Origin of the sequence: Bradyrhizobium sp. ORS 375 (assembly GCF_000239775.1) — a bacterium.
Classification (GTDB): domain Bacteria; phylum Pseudomonadota; class Alphaproteobacteria; order Rhizobiales; family Xanthobacteraceae; genus Bradyrhizobium.
Window position 1 is genome coordinate 21,153 of record NZ_CAFI01000497.1, and the last position, 16,478, is coordinate 37,630.

Annotated in this window: 14 protein-coding genes; 7 read left to right on the top strand and 7 right to left on the bottom strand. The window is 61.6% G+C overall.

From position 1 onward, the window contains the following. Positions 1 to 98 precede the first annotated feature (98 nt). On the bottom strand, positions 99 to 2,186 hold the full coding sequence (locus tag BRAO375_RS35115) for a molybdopterin oxidoreductase family protein (RefSeq protein WP_009032172.1): 2,088 nt from the start codon (positions 2,184 to 2,186) through the stop codon (positions 99 to 101). Between the two features lie 421 nt (positions 2,187 to 2,607). Between BRAO375_RS35115 and BRAO375_RS35120 the strand changes: the two genes are divergently transcribed. Both BRAO375_RS35120 and BRAO375_RS35125 read left to right on the top strand, forming a co-directional pair. Then, positions 2,608 to 3,294, top strand: coding sequence for a GntR family transcriptional regulator (locus BRAO375_RS35120; RefSeq protein ID WP_009032173.1), 687 nt, complete (start codon positions 2,608 to 2,610; stop codon positions 3,292 to 3,294). A gap of 62 nt (positions 3,295 to 3,356) precedes the next feature. Then, positions 3,357 to 4,355, top strand: coding sequence for a TRAP transporter substrate-binding protein (locus BRAO375_RS35125; protein ID WP_009032174.1), 999 nt, complete (start codon positions 3,357 to 3,359; stop codon positions 4,353 to 4,355). A gap of 88 nt (positions 4,356 to 4,443) precedes the next feature. On the opposite strand, the gene BRAO375_RS35130 is transcribed toward BRAO375_RS35125, so the two are convergent. Both BRAO375_RS35130 and BRAO375_RS35135 read right to left on the bottom strand, forming a co-directional pair. Next, positions 4,444 to 5,175 (bottom strand): Crp/Fnr family transcriptional regulator, encoded by a 732-nt coding sequence (locus BRAO375_RS35130; RefSeq protein WP_009032175.1) that lies wholly within the window; start codon positions 5,173 to 5,175, stop codon positions 4,444 to 4,446. 577 nt (positions 5,176 to 5,752) lie between these two features. Next, entirely contained in the window at positions 5,753 to 6,466 is a 714-nt protein-coding gene (locus BRAO375_RS35135) for a helix-turn-helix domain-containing protein (RefSeq protein ID WP_009032177.1), read from the bottom strand. A gap of 139 nt (positions 6,467 to 6,605) precedes the next feature. On the opposite strand from BRAO375_RS35135, the gene BRAO375_RS35140 reads away from it, so the two are divergent. Beyond that, positions 6,606 to 6,923 carry a c-type cytochrome gene (locus BRAO375_RS35140; RefSeq protein WP_035643706.1) on the top strand — a complete coding sequence of 106 codons (318 nt, stop codon included), beginning with the start codon at positions 6,606 to 6,608 and terminating at the stop codon, positions 6,921 to 6,923. 22 nt (positions 6,924 to 6,945) lie between these two features. On the opposite strand, the gene BRAO375_RS35145 is transcribed toward BRAO375_RS35140, so the two are convergent. From BRAO375_RS35145 to BRAO375_RS35155, 3 genes are read right to left on the bottom strand one after another with little or no spacing between them, the layout of a single operon-like run. Continuing rightward, positions 6,946 to 8,049 carry an ABC-type transport auxiliary lipoprotein family protein gene (locus BRAO375_RS35145; protein WP_009032178.1) on the bottom strand — a complete coding sequence of 368 codons (1,104 nt, stop codon included), beginning with the start codon at positions 8,047 to 8,049 and terminating at the stop codon, positions 6,946 to 6,948. Positions 8,050 to 8,051: 2 nt separating this feature from the next. Then, positions 8,052 to 8,831, bottom strand: coding sequence for an ABC transporter ATP-binding protein (locus tag BRAO375_RS35150; RefSeq protein ID WP_009032179.1), 780 nt, complete (start codon positions 8,829 to 8,831; stop codon positions 8,052 to 8,054). 2 nt (positions 8,832 to 8,833) lie between these two features. After that, complete coding sequence (locus tag BRAO375_RS35155) at positions 8,834 to 9,970, bottom strand: ABC transporter permease (RefSeq protein WP_009032180.1); 1,137 nt, start codon at positions 9,968 to 9,970, stop codon at positions 8,834 to 8,836. A 152-nt stretch (positions 9,971 to 10,122) separates the two neighbouring features. Here BRAO375_RS35155 and BRAO375_RS35160 point away from each other — a divergent pair, with 152 nt between their 5' ends. Further along, positions 10,123 to 10,392 (top strand): hypothetical protein, encoded by a 270-nt coding sequence (locus BRAO375_RS35160; protein ID WP_244423448.1) that lies wholly within the window; start codon positions 10,123 to 10,125, stop codon positions 10,390 to 10,392. Further along, entirely contained in the window at positions 10,393 to 10,896 is a 504-nt protein-coding gene (locus BRAO375_RS35165; RefSeq protein ID WP_009032182.1) for a hypothetical protein, read from the top strand. Positions 10,897 to 10,927: 31 nt separating this feature from the next. Here BRAO375_RS35165 and BRAO375_RS35170 read toward each other — a convergent pair whose 3' ends face one another. Next, the gene (locus tag BRAO375_RS35170) at positions 10,928 to 13,621 is read right to left on the bottom strand and encodes a bifunctional acetate--CoA ligase family protein/GNAT family N-acetyltransferase (protein WP_009032183.1); all 2,694 of its coding nucleotides are present in this window, start codon (positions 13,619 to 13,621) and stop codon (positions 10,928 to 10,930) included. A gap of 257 nt (positions 13,622 to 13,878) precedes the next feature. Here BRAO375_RS35170 and BRAO375_RS35175 point away from each other — a divergent pair, with 257 nt between their 5' ends. Further along, on the top strand, positions 13,879 to 14,874 hold the full coding sequence (locus BRAO375_RS35175) for a zinc-dependent alcohol dehydrogenase family protein (RefSeq protein ID WP_009032184.1): 996 nt from the start codon (positions 13,879 to 13,881) through the stop codon (positions 14,872 to 14,874). Positions 14,875 to 14,891: 17 nt separating this feature from the next. Further along, complete coding sequence (locus BRAO375_RS35180; protein WP_009032185.1) at positions 14,892 to 16,436, top strand: bifunctional aminoglycoside phosphotransferase/ATP-binding protein; 1,545 nt, start codon at positions 14,892 to 14,894, stop codon at positions 16,434 to 16,436. The last annotated feature ends 42 nt before the right edge of the window (positions 16,437 to 16,478 follow it).

Consider the following 16,478-nt stretch of genomic DNA (forward strand, 5'->3'; position numbering starts at 1 on the left):
GAAGATTCTAAATGCCTGGATAGGTCCGTCGATCAACAGGCTGCGCGGCTCAGAACTTCCGCCCCGAGCAAACATCAAGCCATGATTTACTTCGACAATTACCCGACGACTTTGCGCAGCCAAACCTTGTTGTCATGAAAGGCCGCTCCGCCGATCGGTGCGACGGTATCGGCTGCGGTGAGCGAGTTGATGCCGCGCCCCCCGATGTGAGTGGCGTTGGGATGGATGGATTCGGCAATCAGCACACCGCGCCGGACGCCATCGAACAAGCGGGCTGTCAGCGATGTCTGTCCGCGCGCATTGCCGAGCGTCACGGCCTCGCCGTCAGCGATCCCGAGCGATGCGGCGTCCATGGGATGGATCATCACTGTCGGCGCCCCTTCACGCGCTTGGGACGACGGCGTTTCGTTGAAAGAGGTGTTGAGGAAGGAGCGGGCCGGGCTCGTCGCGAGGCGGAATGGATGCTGCGCGTCAGTCTCCTCGGTGACCGCCCAGTGGTCGGGCAGCGACGGCATCCGTTCGGGATTTCCCATCACCCGTCCGAACGGCGGGTGGGCCCAGTCGGCCTTGAAGTGAAACTTGCCGTCCTTGTGCCCGAAGCCATCGAGATAGTGCGAGGTGCGGAAGTCCGGCTGCAGGTCGCGCCAGATATCGGCCTCGAGCGCGGCGATGTCGCCATGGCCGCTCTTCTGGAGCGTTGCGTCGATCAGCTCACGCGGCGTCATCTCGAAACCGGGATGAACCGCCCCAAGCCGCCGCGCCAGTCCCTGCAGCACCTCATGGTTTGAGCGGCACTCGCCCGGGGGATCAATCAGCTTCGCTCCGACAGAGATATGCTGGTGGCCGCCACCGTAATAGAGATCGTCGTGCTCCATGAACATGGTCGCCGGAAGCACGATGTCCGCCATCTGCGCCGTCTCGGTCATGAACTGCTCATGCACCGCGACGAACAGGTCCTCGCGCGCAAAGCCCTTTCTGACGAGATCCTGCTCGGGCGCCACCGTCATCGGATTGGTGTTCTGGATCAGCATCGCCTTCACCGCCGGGCCGCCGCACAGCGCTTCGCGATCTCCCGTCAGGATACGGCCGATCTGGGACTGGTCGAGGAACCGGATGGAGTGATCGATGGCGTCATGGCCCTCGATGATCGACTCGTCGAAGTGCCACAGCGCATAATTGTTGAAGAAGGCGCCGCCACCTTCGTACTGCCAGGCGCCGGTCACCGCCGGGATGCACGATGCGGCATGCATCTGCGTGGCCCCGTTGCGGCTACGGGTAAAGCCATAGCCGAAACGGAAGAAGCTGCGCTTGGTCTCGCCGACCAGCTTGGCGAAGGCTTCGATCTCGGCGACTGGAACCCCCGAGATCTGCGACGCCCATTCAGGCGTCCGCGTCTGCAGATGCGCCTCCAGCTCGTCGGGACAGTCGGTGTACTTCGCCATATAGGCCCGATCGGCGTAACCATCGCGGAACAATACGTGCATCACGCCGCAGGCAAAGGCACCGTCCGTGCCGGGACGCAGGATGACCTTGATATCGGCCTGCTTCATCGTCTCGTTGTCGTAGATGTCGACCGCAGCGATCTTGGCGCCGCGCTCTTTTCGCGCACGCGCGGCATGAGTCATGACATTGACCTGCGTGTTCACCGGGTTCGTGCCCCAGATCACCACGAGATCGGAGACCGCCATCTCGCGCGGATCAACACCTGCGATCTTTCCCGTGCCGATTGCAAATCCGACGCGCGCGACGTTGGCGCAGATCGTCGAATAGAAGCGCGAGTACCTCTTCACATGGGTCAGGCGATTGATGCCGTCGCGCATCACCAATCCCATGGTGCCTGCGTAATAATAGGGCCAGACCGCCTCGGAGCCGAACTCGCGCTCTGCCAGAAGGAATCGCTCAGCAATCTCGTCGAGAGCCTCGTCCCAGGACATGCGCGCGAACTGTCCGGAGCCCTTCGGCCCCACGCGCCGCATGGGATGCGTCAGTCGTTGGGGATGATGAATGCGCTCGGCATATCGGGCCACTTTGGCGCAGACCACCCCGGCCGTATAGGTCTGCCGCTTCGAGCCGCGAACGCGCCCGATCGTCTTCCGATCGATTACTTCGATGTCGAGCGCACAGGCGGACGGGCAATCGTGTGGACAGGTGGAATGGCGGATGTCGATGCGGGGCTGCTGGTTCATGAACGGAATTTACCATCAAACCACGCCGCAGCCGAGAGCATTCGCGAGGCATTTGCACAAACGAGATCGCGGTGCCCTTCGCGACGTGGGGAACACCCGGTGGGCTCCGGTTATCATTGAACCGCGCGCCCAAGCTCTGCAGTCCGTTCTGTCGTCGAGAATAGAGGCCAATCCGTCTCGGCCTGCCGCGTCCCGTTCGTGGAGGGCGACATGCGGCATGAGCATTTGAAGAAGCGCTTGGGCCGCTTCGCTCTGCGAAAGGCCCCCCTGCTTCCGCAACGCACCAAGAGGAGGCTTCGGGTAACCCGTATTTGCTGTTGCCAAAGCTAATTCATATATTAGTATATTAGTTGAGGAAGCTTCGATGTCCAGCCGCGCCCCAGGGAAACTGACGCCCGCGCCACGCCCCGTTGTCGCCCGCATGCGCCGCAACGGCCGGCCGCGTGGGGCGACGGCGGCATCGCGGATCTATACGGATCTCCGTGCCGAACTGGTTTCGCTCGTGCGCCGGCCCGGAGAGCCCATTTCGGAAGCGCAGATTGCAACGTCCTATGGAGTAAGCCGCACCCCGGTGCGCGAAGCCATCCTGAAGCTTTCCGATGAAGGCCTGGTGGAGATCTTTCCTCAGTCCGGCATCTTCGTGTCGCGCATTCCGGTCGCCGCGCTTCCCGAGGCGATCATCATCCGCAAGTCTCTCGAGGAGACCACCGCACGGATGGCGGCCGAACACGCGACGTCCAGCCAGATTCTCAACTTGCGCGCGACCCTCGAACGCCAGCGGGAAGCGTGCGCTGCAAAGGACCGGGAAGCCTTTCACCAAGCGGATGAGATGTTTCATGCAGGTATCGCCGAAGTCTCCGGCCATCCTGGAATATGGAAGCTGATCCTGCAAGTGAAGGTTCACGTCGACCGCTACCGGCGCCTGACTTTGCCGCAGATCGGACGAATGTCGGAAGTGATCGCCGAGCACGAGCCGATTCTGGCGGCGATCGAACAGGGACGCCCGGAAGGCGCCCGCGCTGCCATGGCCAGTCATCTCGAGCGGCTGCTGGACGACATTTCCGAAATTCAGATGCTCAATCCAGAGTATTTCGATCAACCGACCTAGCACTGCGGCCGTGGCATCCACCGCGGTCTGATTGTCCGGGCGAAGACCGTGGGAGGGACGCCATGAGGCGACGCGATTTCATCACACTGACGACAGGGATTGCAGGTGCGGCCGCGCTGCCGCCGCTCTCGGCCGCGCTCGCTCAGCCAAACGCAGTCTTCAAGGCATCCGACGTGCAACCGCCCGGCTATCCGACGGTTGCAGCGACCGAAAGCCTGGGCAAGAAGCTCGCAGCGGCGACGAACGGCCGGCTGACGATCCAGATATACCCTTCCGCACAGCTGGGCGGCGAGAAGGAGACTATCGAGCAGACCAAAATCGGGGCGATCCAAATGCTGCGCGTCAGCGCAGGTGCGCTGGGCCCGATCGTCGACGACATCAACGTCGTCAACATGCCCTTCCTGTTCAAAAGCATCGAGCATTCCGAGAAGATGATGGACGGACCGCTCGGGCAGGACCTGCTCGATCGCGTCAGCGCCAATGCCAATGCGAACCTCGTGGCACTCTGCTGGATGAACTCAGGGGCACGCAGCATCTACAACACCAAGCGGCCGATCCGGACCGTCGAAGACGTCAAGGGCCTCAAGATCCGCGTGATCGGCAATCCTATCTTCATCGACATGATGAACGCTCTTGGCGGTAACGGTGTGGCGATGGGGTACGATCAGGTCTTCAGCGCGCTGCAGACCGGCGTGATCGACGGAGCGGAGAACAATCTGCCGAGCTACGTCTTCAGCAATCACCATACGGCGGCAAAGTACTACTCCCTGACCCAGCACCTCGTGATTCCCGAAGTGCTCGTATTCTCCAAGCGAGCATGGGCCAACCTGTCGAATGACGATCAGGCGCTGATCAAGAAGTTCGCGCGCGAAGCCCAGATGGAGGAGCGCGAGCTCTGGAAGGCCTATGAGCGCGAGGCAATGGAAAAGGCCAAGGCGGCGGGCTGCGAAATCATCGGGATCGCCGACAAGGCGCCATTCCAAAGAGCGGTCAAGCCGGTTTGGGACAAATACGGTCCGAAGTACCAGGATATGATCAAGCGCGTCCAGGAGATCGCCTAAGGCGCCCGCGGTCGGATAATGGGGGGAGTATCGCTAGCTCTACCGCCGTCACGGCGGCGATGCCGGCCCGATGCAGCGGACTGGGAGCCTATTCGTCGTCGTCTCGCGCGGCCTCTGCCAATCCTCGCAACGGCTCAGGATTGAGAAGCACGATCGCGCCGTGCTCGAGGCGAACCCAATCCCGTGCGGCCCAGGCGCGCAGTTGCTTGTTGATGCTCTCGCGCGTCATTCCAACCATCTCGCTGATCTCCTGTTGGGTAATCGCGATGGTACGGCTTGCGGAGTCAACCTTTTGCTTCTCGGTCAATCCGAGCAGAGCGCTAGCCAGACGTCGGGGCAGATCCTGCAGGATGACCTGCTCAACCTGATCACTGGTCCAGCGGAGCCGATCACAGAGTAGCTCGATGAACTTCATTGAGAGCACCGGCTGGCTCTTGACGAATGGTAGGAATTCGCGCCGGTCGATCACAAGGATCTCACAATTGGTGTTTGCCGTCGCGTCGGCTGTGCGCTCTCTGCCGTCGAGCACGGCCACTTCGCCGAAGATCTCACCCGCGCTGATCAAGTTGAGGATGGCATTACGACCGTCAGGTGACGACACGCTGATTTTGACCGTCCCGCTGATCACGGCATACAGGCTGGAGCCCGGATCCCCTTTCGAGAAGATCGTCGCCCCGCGCTTGAGCGTGGTCGGCTTTGCATAGCGACAGAGCTGATCCAGGGCATCGGCTTCGAGTTCGCGAAACATCGGATGCTGCCGCAGCACTGACAGCTTGCCGCCGCTGGCCGTTCGGCTGCTCGCCTTCTTGTCCACAGTCACACCGACTCTCCCTGGCGTCCATGCACCGCCGATCAAGAGAGATGTCCATGGCCAAGCTCCGCTCCCGGAGGACGGTTGAGCCCTCCAGCTCGCAGCACACGCTTCCTTGGCCTCGCGACAGCCGATCCCTCGATTTCTGCTCCAATTGGAAATACGGCAGATCGGGAGATTGTCCAGGAAAATGCGGCAAAGACCGCGTCCCGCTGCCCGGGAGCCGGTCCCAACTGGAGACGCTTCGCCGCGGCAGAGGGTAGCAGGTCTACTTTTTGCGGCCCGGATCGCTCACCCCCGAACTCGTGTCGGGGGCTCGACGTGCAGCACCGTATGGCGGCTTCCCATTCGGGCGACAGCTTCCGTCGGCCGATAGGGTCAGACGTGGTGTTTGGTCTGGGAATCAGCCCACAGCAGGACCGCTGCGAACGCAACGAACACCGCGACGACCGCGAAGCTGACCATCATGGCATCGAAAGGCATGTCTCTCTCCCCCTTTTTGAATTGAGAGACATTGTTCCCGGTCGGGGCGCGCCGGTCTTTGATTCAGATCAATGCAGGTTTGCGATCGGGTGTCGGCGCCCGCTCAGGCTGCTGCCAGCGCCTCGGCACGCGCCGAATCCCGCAGCGACACGCCTCCCGGAAGGATGGCAATGATCCCCTCCCGCTCCAATTTCGTGAAAGTCCGGCTGACCGTCTCGATAGTCAGGCCGAGATAATCAGCGATGTCCTGCCGGCTCATCGGCAACGGTACCATATTGGAGGGTCCCCGAAGCTCGACCAGCCGGTCTCTCCAGCCGACGAGGAAAGTCGCAACCTTTTCCTCGGCGGAGCGGCGGCCGAGCAGCACCATGTGATCCCGTGCCTGATTCAGCTCCTGCACGGCCAATTCATTCATCCGCCGCAGAAGGTTCGGCTTGTCCTCGGCAAAGCGCCCGAACGGCATCTTGGCAAACTGACAGACCGTGACCGGACCGATGGCATCCGCCGAAAACCCATGCCGTTCCTCGGTGGTCATGCCGACGAAATCACCGGGCAACACAAATCCGACGATCTGCCTGCGGCCGTCGGGGAGGAGCTTGTAGAGCCTCATGACACCATCGAGCAGATTGTAAAAGAAAGATGACGTATCCTCTTGAGCGAATACCGTCTCGCACGAAGCGAAACTGACGCGGCGGCTCAGGTGCTCGAATTCCCGCATCTCGAACTGATCTAGCGACGCGCACACGCTGAATCCGCGTACTGCACAGTCGGCACAGCCCTGCCCATGCAAATCGACTGCAACAAGAGACGTCTTCATACAGGGCTCCGCTAGGCCACACGCAAAGGAGAATGGCGGCATTCTACCGGATGCGCGAAGTTCCCGTTGATTCAAATCAAATGAGGGGAGGATCCGGGCCCTATCGTGACAGAAACTGCTCGTACCATGGACGTGATGCATGCGGCGCCCGATTTTCTGCGCTCTTTTTCTGACCCTTTTGTTGACCGCTCCATCATTTGCAGCTTCGACGCCGGAGCAACGCGGGCGAACCTACGCCAAGGCTCATTGCGCACGCTGCCATGCCATTGGGCGGACCGGGGAAAGCTCGTTCAAGCCTGCTCCTCCATTTCGAACGCTGCACTTGCGGTATCCAATCGAAACCCTGGGCGAGGCTCTCGCCGAAGGGATCGTCACCGGACATCCGGCCATGCCGCAGTTCGAGCTGACGCCACCTCAGATCAACGACCTGCTGTCGTATCTGAAGAGCCTGGAATAGATCCACAGCTCTCAGCGATCTCTTACAGCGATTGGACGGTCCATATCAGGATTGACTTAGCCAACCGGCCAAAGGCTTGGTCGAAGGCCGCGACAGCGTCGGCTGGCTTTAGTTCGTCCACAGGTTGGGTCTCATCGAACAGCCGCGATGCGAGGGCCTTGCCGTTCTTGTCAACGAGACGAGCCGACAAGCCGATGTCCGCTGTGGCCGTTGCGTCGGCATTGATTCGGAATCGACGCACATCGATCAGCAACTGAACGTCCGGTTGTCCGAGGTCCGAGGCTCGCAGCGGGGCGTGCGCAATATCGTAGTTCTCGAACGTGTCGATCAGGCGAGCCTGCAGCAATTTCGGGATGCTGTCCGCCCATAGCACGTCACCAAATCCGGGATAATCCTTGGCGGGTGAAAACAGCATGCGCTGGGTTTGCAGCATCGCAACGGCTGTCGGCTCGGGAATGGCGAGTTGCCCCTTGATGATCTTGTTCACCGGGCCGAGATCTCGCGGCGCCGTAAGGTCATAGGTCACCTTCTGGGCCGGAGCACCGCCGCCTGTCATTTTCTCGAGGCCCGAGACGATCCCGTCCAGCTTGCCGGTATTCCGCGCCAGCCCGTCCGAAAATGTCTTGAGATTGGCGATCGTGTCCTTCAGCGGGCCGGCATTCTCGGCCAGGACCGCGTCGACGCGACGCAAGGCATCGCGCGCCGCCTGTGTCATGCTCTGACCCGCGCCCGGCTCTGCAATCAACGTCGATACGGCCCCGGTTGCGCCCGTCCAAGAACCCGCCTCCAGCGCGACGACGGGAACCCCCGTCAGTCCCTGGAATTCCAATCCCACCTTGGTATCGGGCCGCACCGGTGTGCTCGACGCAACCGAGATCGCGGCGTTGACACGACGCGGGTTATCCGCCGCCAAGCCGAGTTCGGTCACCTCGCCCACCCGAATTCCGTTGAACAGCACCGCAGCACCGACCAGGAGACCCGGAACGGAGCCTTCGAACTGGACGTGGTAGGTCGTCCGTGGACCAAGGCCTCCCGTATTATTGAGCCAGTAGACGAAGCCAAAGATCGCAACGATGGCCGCCAGCACGAAGCCGCCGATCACGGCGAATGGCGCACGCGTTTCCATGTTCAACTCACTTTCGGTTGCAGCATCTGAGATCGCTTGCCGTGGAAGTAGGCCTTCACCCAGGGATGCTCGGATCGGAGCAGATCGCGCATTGGACCGATCGCAACGATCTTGCCGTCAGCCAAGGCGGCCACGCGATCACAGACGGTATTCAGGCTGGCCAAGTCGTGCGTCACCATGAACACGGTCAATCCGAGCGTTTGCTGCAGCGTCTTGATGAGCGCATCGAAATCGCCGGCAGAGATCGGATCAAGGCCCGAGGTCGGCTCGTCGAGAAACACGATCGCGGGATCGAGCGCGAGCGCGCGAGCCAGCGCAGCGCGCTTGGTCATGCCTCCCGAGAGCTCGGCCGGGAATTTGTCGCCATCCTCGGCGCGCAGACCGACCATTTCGAGCTTGGCGATTGCGATCTCATCCATCAGGGTCTGCGACATCTGCAGATTTTCGCGCAAGGGAAATTGAACGTTCTGTTTGACCGTCAGCGACGAAAACAGGGCGCCCTGCTGGAACAGGATGCCCCAACGCGTCGCCACCTCCTGCGTCGCACGCTCCTCTGCGCGACCAAGGGGAATTCCCATCACCTCGATCGTCCCGCTGCGGCGGGGAATAAGCCCGATGATGGTCCGCATCAGGACCGATTTTCCACCGCCGGACGCTCCGACCAGCCCCAGAATTTCGCCGCGGCGCACCTCGAGGGACAATTCATTCAAGACAACCTGCCGACCGAATCCGACGACGAGATCAGTCACGCGGATCGCGCTCGATACTGCGAGATCATCCATTGCTACATTCCAATGGATGCGAAGAAGACGGCAAACAGGCCATCGAGGACGATCACCAGGAAGATCGACTTCACGACCGACGTCGTGGTTTGTTGCCCTAGCGACTCGGCGCTGCCCTTGACTCGCAGGCCCTCGCTGCAGGCAATGATGCCGATCACCAGCGCCATGAAAGGCGCCTTGAGCATGCCCACCTCGAAATGCGTGACCGAAATGGCCTCATGCAGTCGCGCGATGAAGATCTGCGGCCCCATGCCGCCATACAGCTGAGCGACCAATCCTCCACCGTAGAGGGCTGCCATCGCCCCGATGAACGCGAGTATCGGCAAGGTCAGGACCAGCGCGACGATGCGCGGCAGGATAAGCACCTCGACCGGATCGAGGCCCATTGTCACGAGCGCATCGATCTCCTCGCGCATCTTCATCGATCCAATCTCAGCCGTGTAAGCGCTTCCCGATCGACCGGCCACCATGATCGCGACGATCAGGACACCCAGCTCCCGCAGAACCAGAATACCGACCATGTCGACGACATAGGATTCAGCGCCGAACCTCCGGAAGTGGAAAATGCCCTGCTGGGCAATGATCGCGCCGATCAAGAATGTGATCAGCACCACGATCGGAATCGCCTGCCATCCGATCCGGTACATCTGATAGACGAGTGATGTCACGCGCAGCGACCGCGGACGGCGCAACGTCCGCCCGAGCGCAAACGACAGCGCGGCCAGCATGTCCAGAAAAATGGTGATGTCCTGCGCCGCTCCGAGCGTCGAGCGACCGAGCTCGGTCAGCTTGGCGATCGCCGGATTTGGTCGCGGCACTGGCGCGACCTCATGCCGATTGACCTGCCGAACCTCCTCGACCAATCCGTTGTAGCTTTCGGCGACCCCCGTCACCTCGACCCGGTGGCCAGCAGCGGCCGCCTGGCGCCCGAGCCTTTCGATCAGCCAGGCGCCAACGGTATCGATCTCGCTGACCGCTCCGAGGTCGAGCCTCACGATGCTCGCATGGCCGAGCTTGGCGTTGGCAGAACCGGTCAAGCCTTCGAGCTCAGTCACATTCCGAGACACCCAGGGTCCACTGGGACGGAGCTCAAGCGCCTCGCCCGCCGCTTCGGCAGTCAATCCTGGATGAGCACCCAACTGAATGTCTCCCTCGCTCGGCATTCCCCGGGCACGCCTGTTTTCCTAGATCCCGCCATCCCACCTCTCTTGACATGCATCAAGGCTGCGGCTTGCGATCGGTTGAGCGAAATCAAGCTCCGGCCCGCCATCGCTTGTACAATGGATTTTAGATGGGACAAAACATGGCGATGGACCCTGCACTCCTGAGCAAAGAGCTGGATGCTCTGACGCGCGAGCTCAGCCGGCTGTTGGGCGATGGCGCTGGGCATCAGCCCGCGTCGAACGGATCGTCGGCCGCAGCTGCGATCGACGCACTGAGTGCGGGTCTGAGCAAGACCGATGTCCAGATTGAACGATTGATCCGGGACCGCCCGGTCACGGCGACGCTCGCAGCGTTTGCATGCGGCATGGTGCTCGGACTGGTACTACGGAGAAGTTAAGTGGATACGGACAATGTCGCCAAACATTTGCATGTCCTCTGGCGGACCGATCGCACCATCGCCGAGATCAGGCTTCGGCATCTGCTGGCCGGACTTGGCTTGCGCGCTCTCGCCGCACTGATAGCGGTCTTCGGCCTCCTGATGCTCGAGCTGGCGGCTTATCTCGCATTGGTCCAGGTTACATCCGCGGTCCTGGCAGCCGCAGCGCTCGGCGCCGGCAATTTCATCATCGCAGCCATTCTGCTGATCATCGCATCCCGCACGCCTTCGGGCCGCGAACTGGAGCTGGCCAACGAGATTCATTCCTCCTCGATGGACGCCCTTCAGCTGGAAGCGCGCTCCCTGCAAACCCGCATCTCAAACGTGGTCAATCATCCGCTCAACAGCCTTATTCCGCTCATCATCATTCCGCTTGCGACGATGATCCTGAGATCGCTGCGCTCGCACGACTCCTCTGAGAGCGATGCGACGAGCCCATCGCCCAATGACGTTCCTGCCGCTTGAACGCGTCGACGCTTGGACGTGAGAGGAGATTCTACAGCCTCAGCTTGACATTGCAGAGATCACGCTCGGTCGGATCTGTCTTGACGTCGAAGCCGAGATTTCTGCACATTTCCAGCATGACGATGTTTTCCTGCAGGACATCGCCGGAGATCATCTTCAGGCCCTCCGCCTTGGCGTATTCGATGATCAGCTGCATCAACGCCCAGCCCAATCCCCTTCCCTTGAGATCCGACCGCAACAGGATCGCATATTCTCCGCTCTCATAGATCGAGTCGGAATGAATTCTCACGACGCCGACCAGCTCGTTGGTCGCCTCGTCGAGCGCAACGAAGGCCATCGCACGCGCGTAGTCCAGCTGCGTCAGGCGTGCGATGAACTCATGCGTGAACTCCTTCATGGGCGCGAAGAAGCGCAGGCGGAGGTCCTCGGGGGTGACGTGCTTGAGGAACTCGTGGATGATCGGCTCGTCCTCGGGCCGAATCGGCCGCGCAAAGATGCGCCAGCCATCCTTGATTTCGAGATGCCGCTCCCATTGAGTCGGATACGGCCGGACGGCAAAGTTCGACGGGCCGGCTCCCTTGAATTTTGGCGGAACCTTGCCGACCGCGACACGTGCGTCGACCGCCATGACGCCGCTCTCGTCAGCAAGCAACGGATTGATGTCGAGCTCGCGAATCTCGGGCACGTCCGCGGCAAGCTGCGCGAGCTTGACCAGGACCATCGCGACCGCGTCGGGCTTGACCGCCGGAACATCACGATAGGCCCGTAACAATCGGGAAACACGCGTGCGCTCGATCAGGTTGCGTGCGAGATGGAGATCGAGCGGAGGCAGACCGAGCGCCTTGTCATTGATGATCTCGACGGCTGTGCCCCCACGTCCAAACACGATCACCGTCCCGAATGTCGGGTCATCGGCAATGCCCATGATCAGCTCCCGAGCCTTAGCGCGCACGACCATAGCCTGCACGATCACGCCGGAAATGCGTGCATCGGGGCGAACCGCCTTGGCGCGGGCCATGATCTCGTTCGCCGCGTTGCGGACGGCCTCCACCGTTGTCAGATTGAGAACGACCCCGCCGACGTCGGATTTGTGCACAATGTCGCGGGAAAGGATTTTGAGGACGACTGTCGCGCCTTGGGCGAACAGCTGGCTTGCATAGGCGACCGCCTCGTCCACCGAGGACGCAGCGAAGGTTGGGACCATTGCAATATCGTAGGATTCGAGCAGACGGCTTATCTCGACCGGATCGAGCCAGGTTCGCCCGTCGGCAAGAGCCGCGACAACAATTTTTCGGGCAGCCTCGACGTCGGGGGCAAACGAGCTCGGCATCGCCGGCGGCACCGCCGCGAGCGACTCGACGACCTCCCGATGGCGGACCAGATGCATGAAGCCGCGAACGGCATCGTCCTCAGTCGGATAGTTTGGAATCCCCGCGCCGCTCAATGTTTCGATGACCGATTGCTCAGCACCGACCCACGCAGCGAGCACCGGCTTGGCCCAGCGCCGATGCTGTTTGCGGTAGGCGCTGACGAAGTGAGTGACCGCCGTCGCAATCTCGCTTGCGGACGCAATTGCAGTCTGCACGTTCATCACGAGGATGGCGTCATTGGCCTGGTCAGCCAGAAGAGCCTCGAGCGAGGCGGTATAACGCGCGGCATCGGCGTCGCCCACGATGTCGACGGGATTGGAGCCCGACCAGGTCGACGGCAGCACAGCGTCAAGCTTGTCGTGAACGGCTGGCGACAATGTTGCCGCGATGCCGCCTAGCTCGACCAGCCTATCGACCGCGAGCACACCGATTCCACCGCCATTGGTGAGAATGGCAAGCCGCTTGCCGGTTGGCGACTCCACCCGCCCCAATGTTTCCGCGCAGTCGAACAGCTCGCGCAGATCCGATACGCGCAGAACGCCGGCACGACGAAACGCCGCTTCATAGACCGCATCTGCTCCGGCCAGCGCACCCGTATGGGTCGCAGCGGCCTTCGCTCCCACAGAACCACGGCCCGATTTGACCACGACAACCGGCTTGACCCTGGCCGCCGCTCGGGCCGCCGACATGAACTTGCGAGCGTCCTTGACCGCTTCAATATAGAGCAGGATCGCGCGAGTGCCGCCATCCATCGCAAAGTAATCCAGGAGGTCCGCCAGATCCACGTCCAGCTGGTCGCCGATCGAGACGATGCCTGAAAATCCGACCCCGCGCTGAGCCGCCCAATCCACCATTCCCGCAGCGATGGCGCCGGATTGCGAAACCAGCGCAAGGCTGCCGGCCACCGGCATGTGCGCCGAGAAGCTGGCATTGAGCTTGATGGTCGGCATCATGATGCCCAGGCAGTTGGGCCCGACCAGACGCATGCCATGTTTCTGCGCGGCCTTTTCAGCCTGATCGGCCAGAGATCCGTCTCCATGACCAAGGCCGGAGGTGATGATCAGCGCCCCTGAGGTCCCCAGCGCGCCAGCACGATCGATCAGAGCCGGAATGGAAGGCGGCGGTGTCGTGAGGACAATAAGATCAGGCACGAATGACAGGTCAGCCAGACTGTTGGCCGAGGAGACGCCGGATATGTCGGCATAGCGTGAATTGACCAGACCGAGCTGTCCCTCGAAGCGCGCTTTGACAAGATTGTCGAGAATGGCGCGTCCCACCGAATTCTGCCGCGGACTGCCGCCGATCAGCGCGATGGAGCGAGGCAACAGCAGGTTCCGCAATCGGTAAGTCGACATGTCGATATCCAGCCTCGGCCTGCGGAAGGCGGCCATTTCCCGCGCAGGCATCTTAGTTTCAATCCCTAGCGGGTCCAGCGTGACTTATGATCCCACCGTCGCAGCGAATGTGACGTCGCGCTGCTCTCGAAGCACCGTCCTCGCCCGCCGTACCGACTTTTGATAGGCTGTCGAGGCTGCTGAGCACCTTGAGGAACATCAAATGGCGCGGCTCAGAACGGCTTATGCGATCAGGCTCAAGGCTCCAGGAGGCTCTCATGCACGCAATGGTGTTGCAAAAGCCGGGAGGACCTCTTCAACTCGAGGCGCTTGCGGATCCCGAGCCAGGTCCCGGCGAGATTCGCGTTCGGGTCAGCGCGTGCGGCGTCTGTCGCACCGATCTGCATCTTCTCGATGGCGAGCTGCCCGACATCGTCTATCCGATCATTCCGGGTCACGAGATCGTCGGTCACATCGACCGTCTCGGAGCAGGTGTCACGACTCATCAGCTCGGAGCACGGGTCGGCATTCCCTGGCTGGGTCACACCTGCGGTCACTGCCAATTCTGCCTGCGCGGAACGGAAAATCTCTGCGATGCGCCTGCCTTTACTGGTTACACGCGTCATGGCGGTTACGCCACCCACGCCGTTGCCGATGCAAGCTATGCATTTCCGCTCGATGGGTTGAGCGACGACGTCGCGGCTGCGCCGCTACTGTGCGCCGGCCTGATCGGCTGGAGGTCATTGGTCATGGCCGGCGACGCTGAGCGCCTGGGGATCTACGGATTCGGAGCGGCAGGGCATATCGTTGCGCAAGTCGCCCGCTGGCAGGGCCGCAAGATCTACGCGTTCACCCGGCGAAACGACAGAACTGCACAAGACCTCGCCCTCCAACTCGGTGCCGCCTGGGCCGGGGCGGCTGACGAGCGCCCCGGTCTTGCTCTCGATGCCGCGATCATCTATGCGGCTGCCGGCGAACTCGTTCCAGCCGCTTTGCAGGCGGTTCGCAAGGGCGGTCGGGTCATCTGCGCCGGCATCCACATGAGCGCGATCCCGAGCTTCCCTTATTCGCTTCTCTGGGGAGAACGCCACGTCATGTCGGTTGCCAACCTTTGTCGACAAGACGGCCTGGATTTCCTCCGCATTGCTCGAGAGGCTCAGATCCGGACCCACACCACCGCCCATCCCTTGTCCGATGCCAACGGCGTTCTTGCCCGCTTAAGGCAGGGGGACGTTCTCGGAGCAGCCGTCCTCGTGCCGGATCTCTACTCCTGAACACGAAAGCCGCGGCTATGACCTCATCATCCGACCAGGATCTCGTGTTCGCGTTCTTGGGTGACGCCACTCGCCACGCGGACGTCCGCAGGATCGATACGCACGCAGCTTCCGTTTTCCTGTCCGGCAAGCGCGCCTTGAAAATCAAGCGGGCCATCCAGCTGCCGTTTCTCGACTATTCCACGCTCGCGCTGCGCCGGGCCGCGTGCGAAAAGGAGCTGGAGATCAATCGCCCGTTCGCTCCGGCCATCTATCAGCGCGTCGTCGCGATCACCAGGACACCAGATGGATCCCTCGATATCAATGGATCCGGCGTACCGATCGAGTATGCCGTCGAGATGCGTCGGTTCGATGACAGCAGCACACTTGATCATCTCGCACGTAAGGGCCAAATAGACGTCAACCTGGCTGAAGACTTGGCTGACGCAATCGCGGCCTCGCATCAGCTCGCAGCTGCGGTCTCGCCTGATGGATGGATCGGCTGCATCCCGCGTTGGATCGACGCTTCGATCGCCAGTTTTGCAGCCAACCCGCGACTTCCGCAGGCAGAGATCGAGGAGCTCCGTGAACTCTGCCATTCGACATTGTCCCGCCTGACGCCACTGCTCGAGCACCGCGTGGCCAAGGGCGATGTACGGCGCTGTCACGGCGATCTCCATCTCGCGAACATTGCGATGATCGACAACAAGCCGGTGCTGTTCGATGCCATCGAGTTCGACGATCGCATAGCCACAATCGACGTTCTCTATGATCTCGCATTTCCTCTGATGGATCTGCTGCACTTCGGGCTGCCCGTTGCGGCCAATCATCTCCTGAACCGCTATCTCTCGATCGCCGCGTCCGACCAGCTCGATGGCTTGGCCGCCCTGCCGCTCTTCATGGCTCTCCGCGCCGCAATCCGCGCACAAGTCTTTCTCGCAAAGCTCGATCGCGGAGATTCCGACCATACGGATCCAAATGGTTCGGCAACATTCGAAGTGGCGAGGAGCTACTTCCAGCTCGCCCTCGAGCTCATTCAGCCCTCTGCTCCGATGATGATTGCAGTCGGCGGCCTCTCAGGAACCGGGAAGTCGGCGCTGGCGAGAGCGCTGGCGCCTGTGGTGCGCCCACGACCGGGAGCCATCGTTATTCGCAGCGACGTTTTGCGCAAACAGCTATTTGGCGTGGCGCAGACCGATCGCCTTCCCAAAGAGGCCTATTCGCCCGAAGCGAGTGCAAGCGTCTACCGTGAATTGACGACGCGAGCCGGTCAGGTGCTCTCTCAAGGGTTTTCCGTCGTCGCCGATGCCGTATTTGCAAGGCACGACGAGCGAGACGCGATCCTCAAGGTGGCGACGCAGCTGAGCGCGCCGTTCTCCGGCCTCTTTCTCGTGGCCGACCTGCGTACCCGTCGGGAGCGGATTGAGCATCGGATCAACGACGCATCCGATGCCACGAGCGCGGTGGCTCAGGAACAGGAGCGCTATGATCTCGGCATCCTGGATTGGCTTCAGGTCGACGCATCGGGAACACCGGAAACGACACTGGACAGGAGCTTGTCGTTGCTCAAGATCAGTCGGTGAGATCCAGACCTCTCACCTTGGTAGGATCGGTCCGAGATTGGG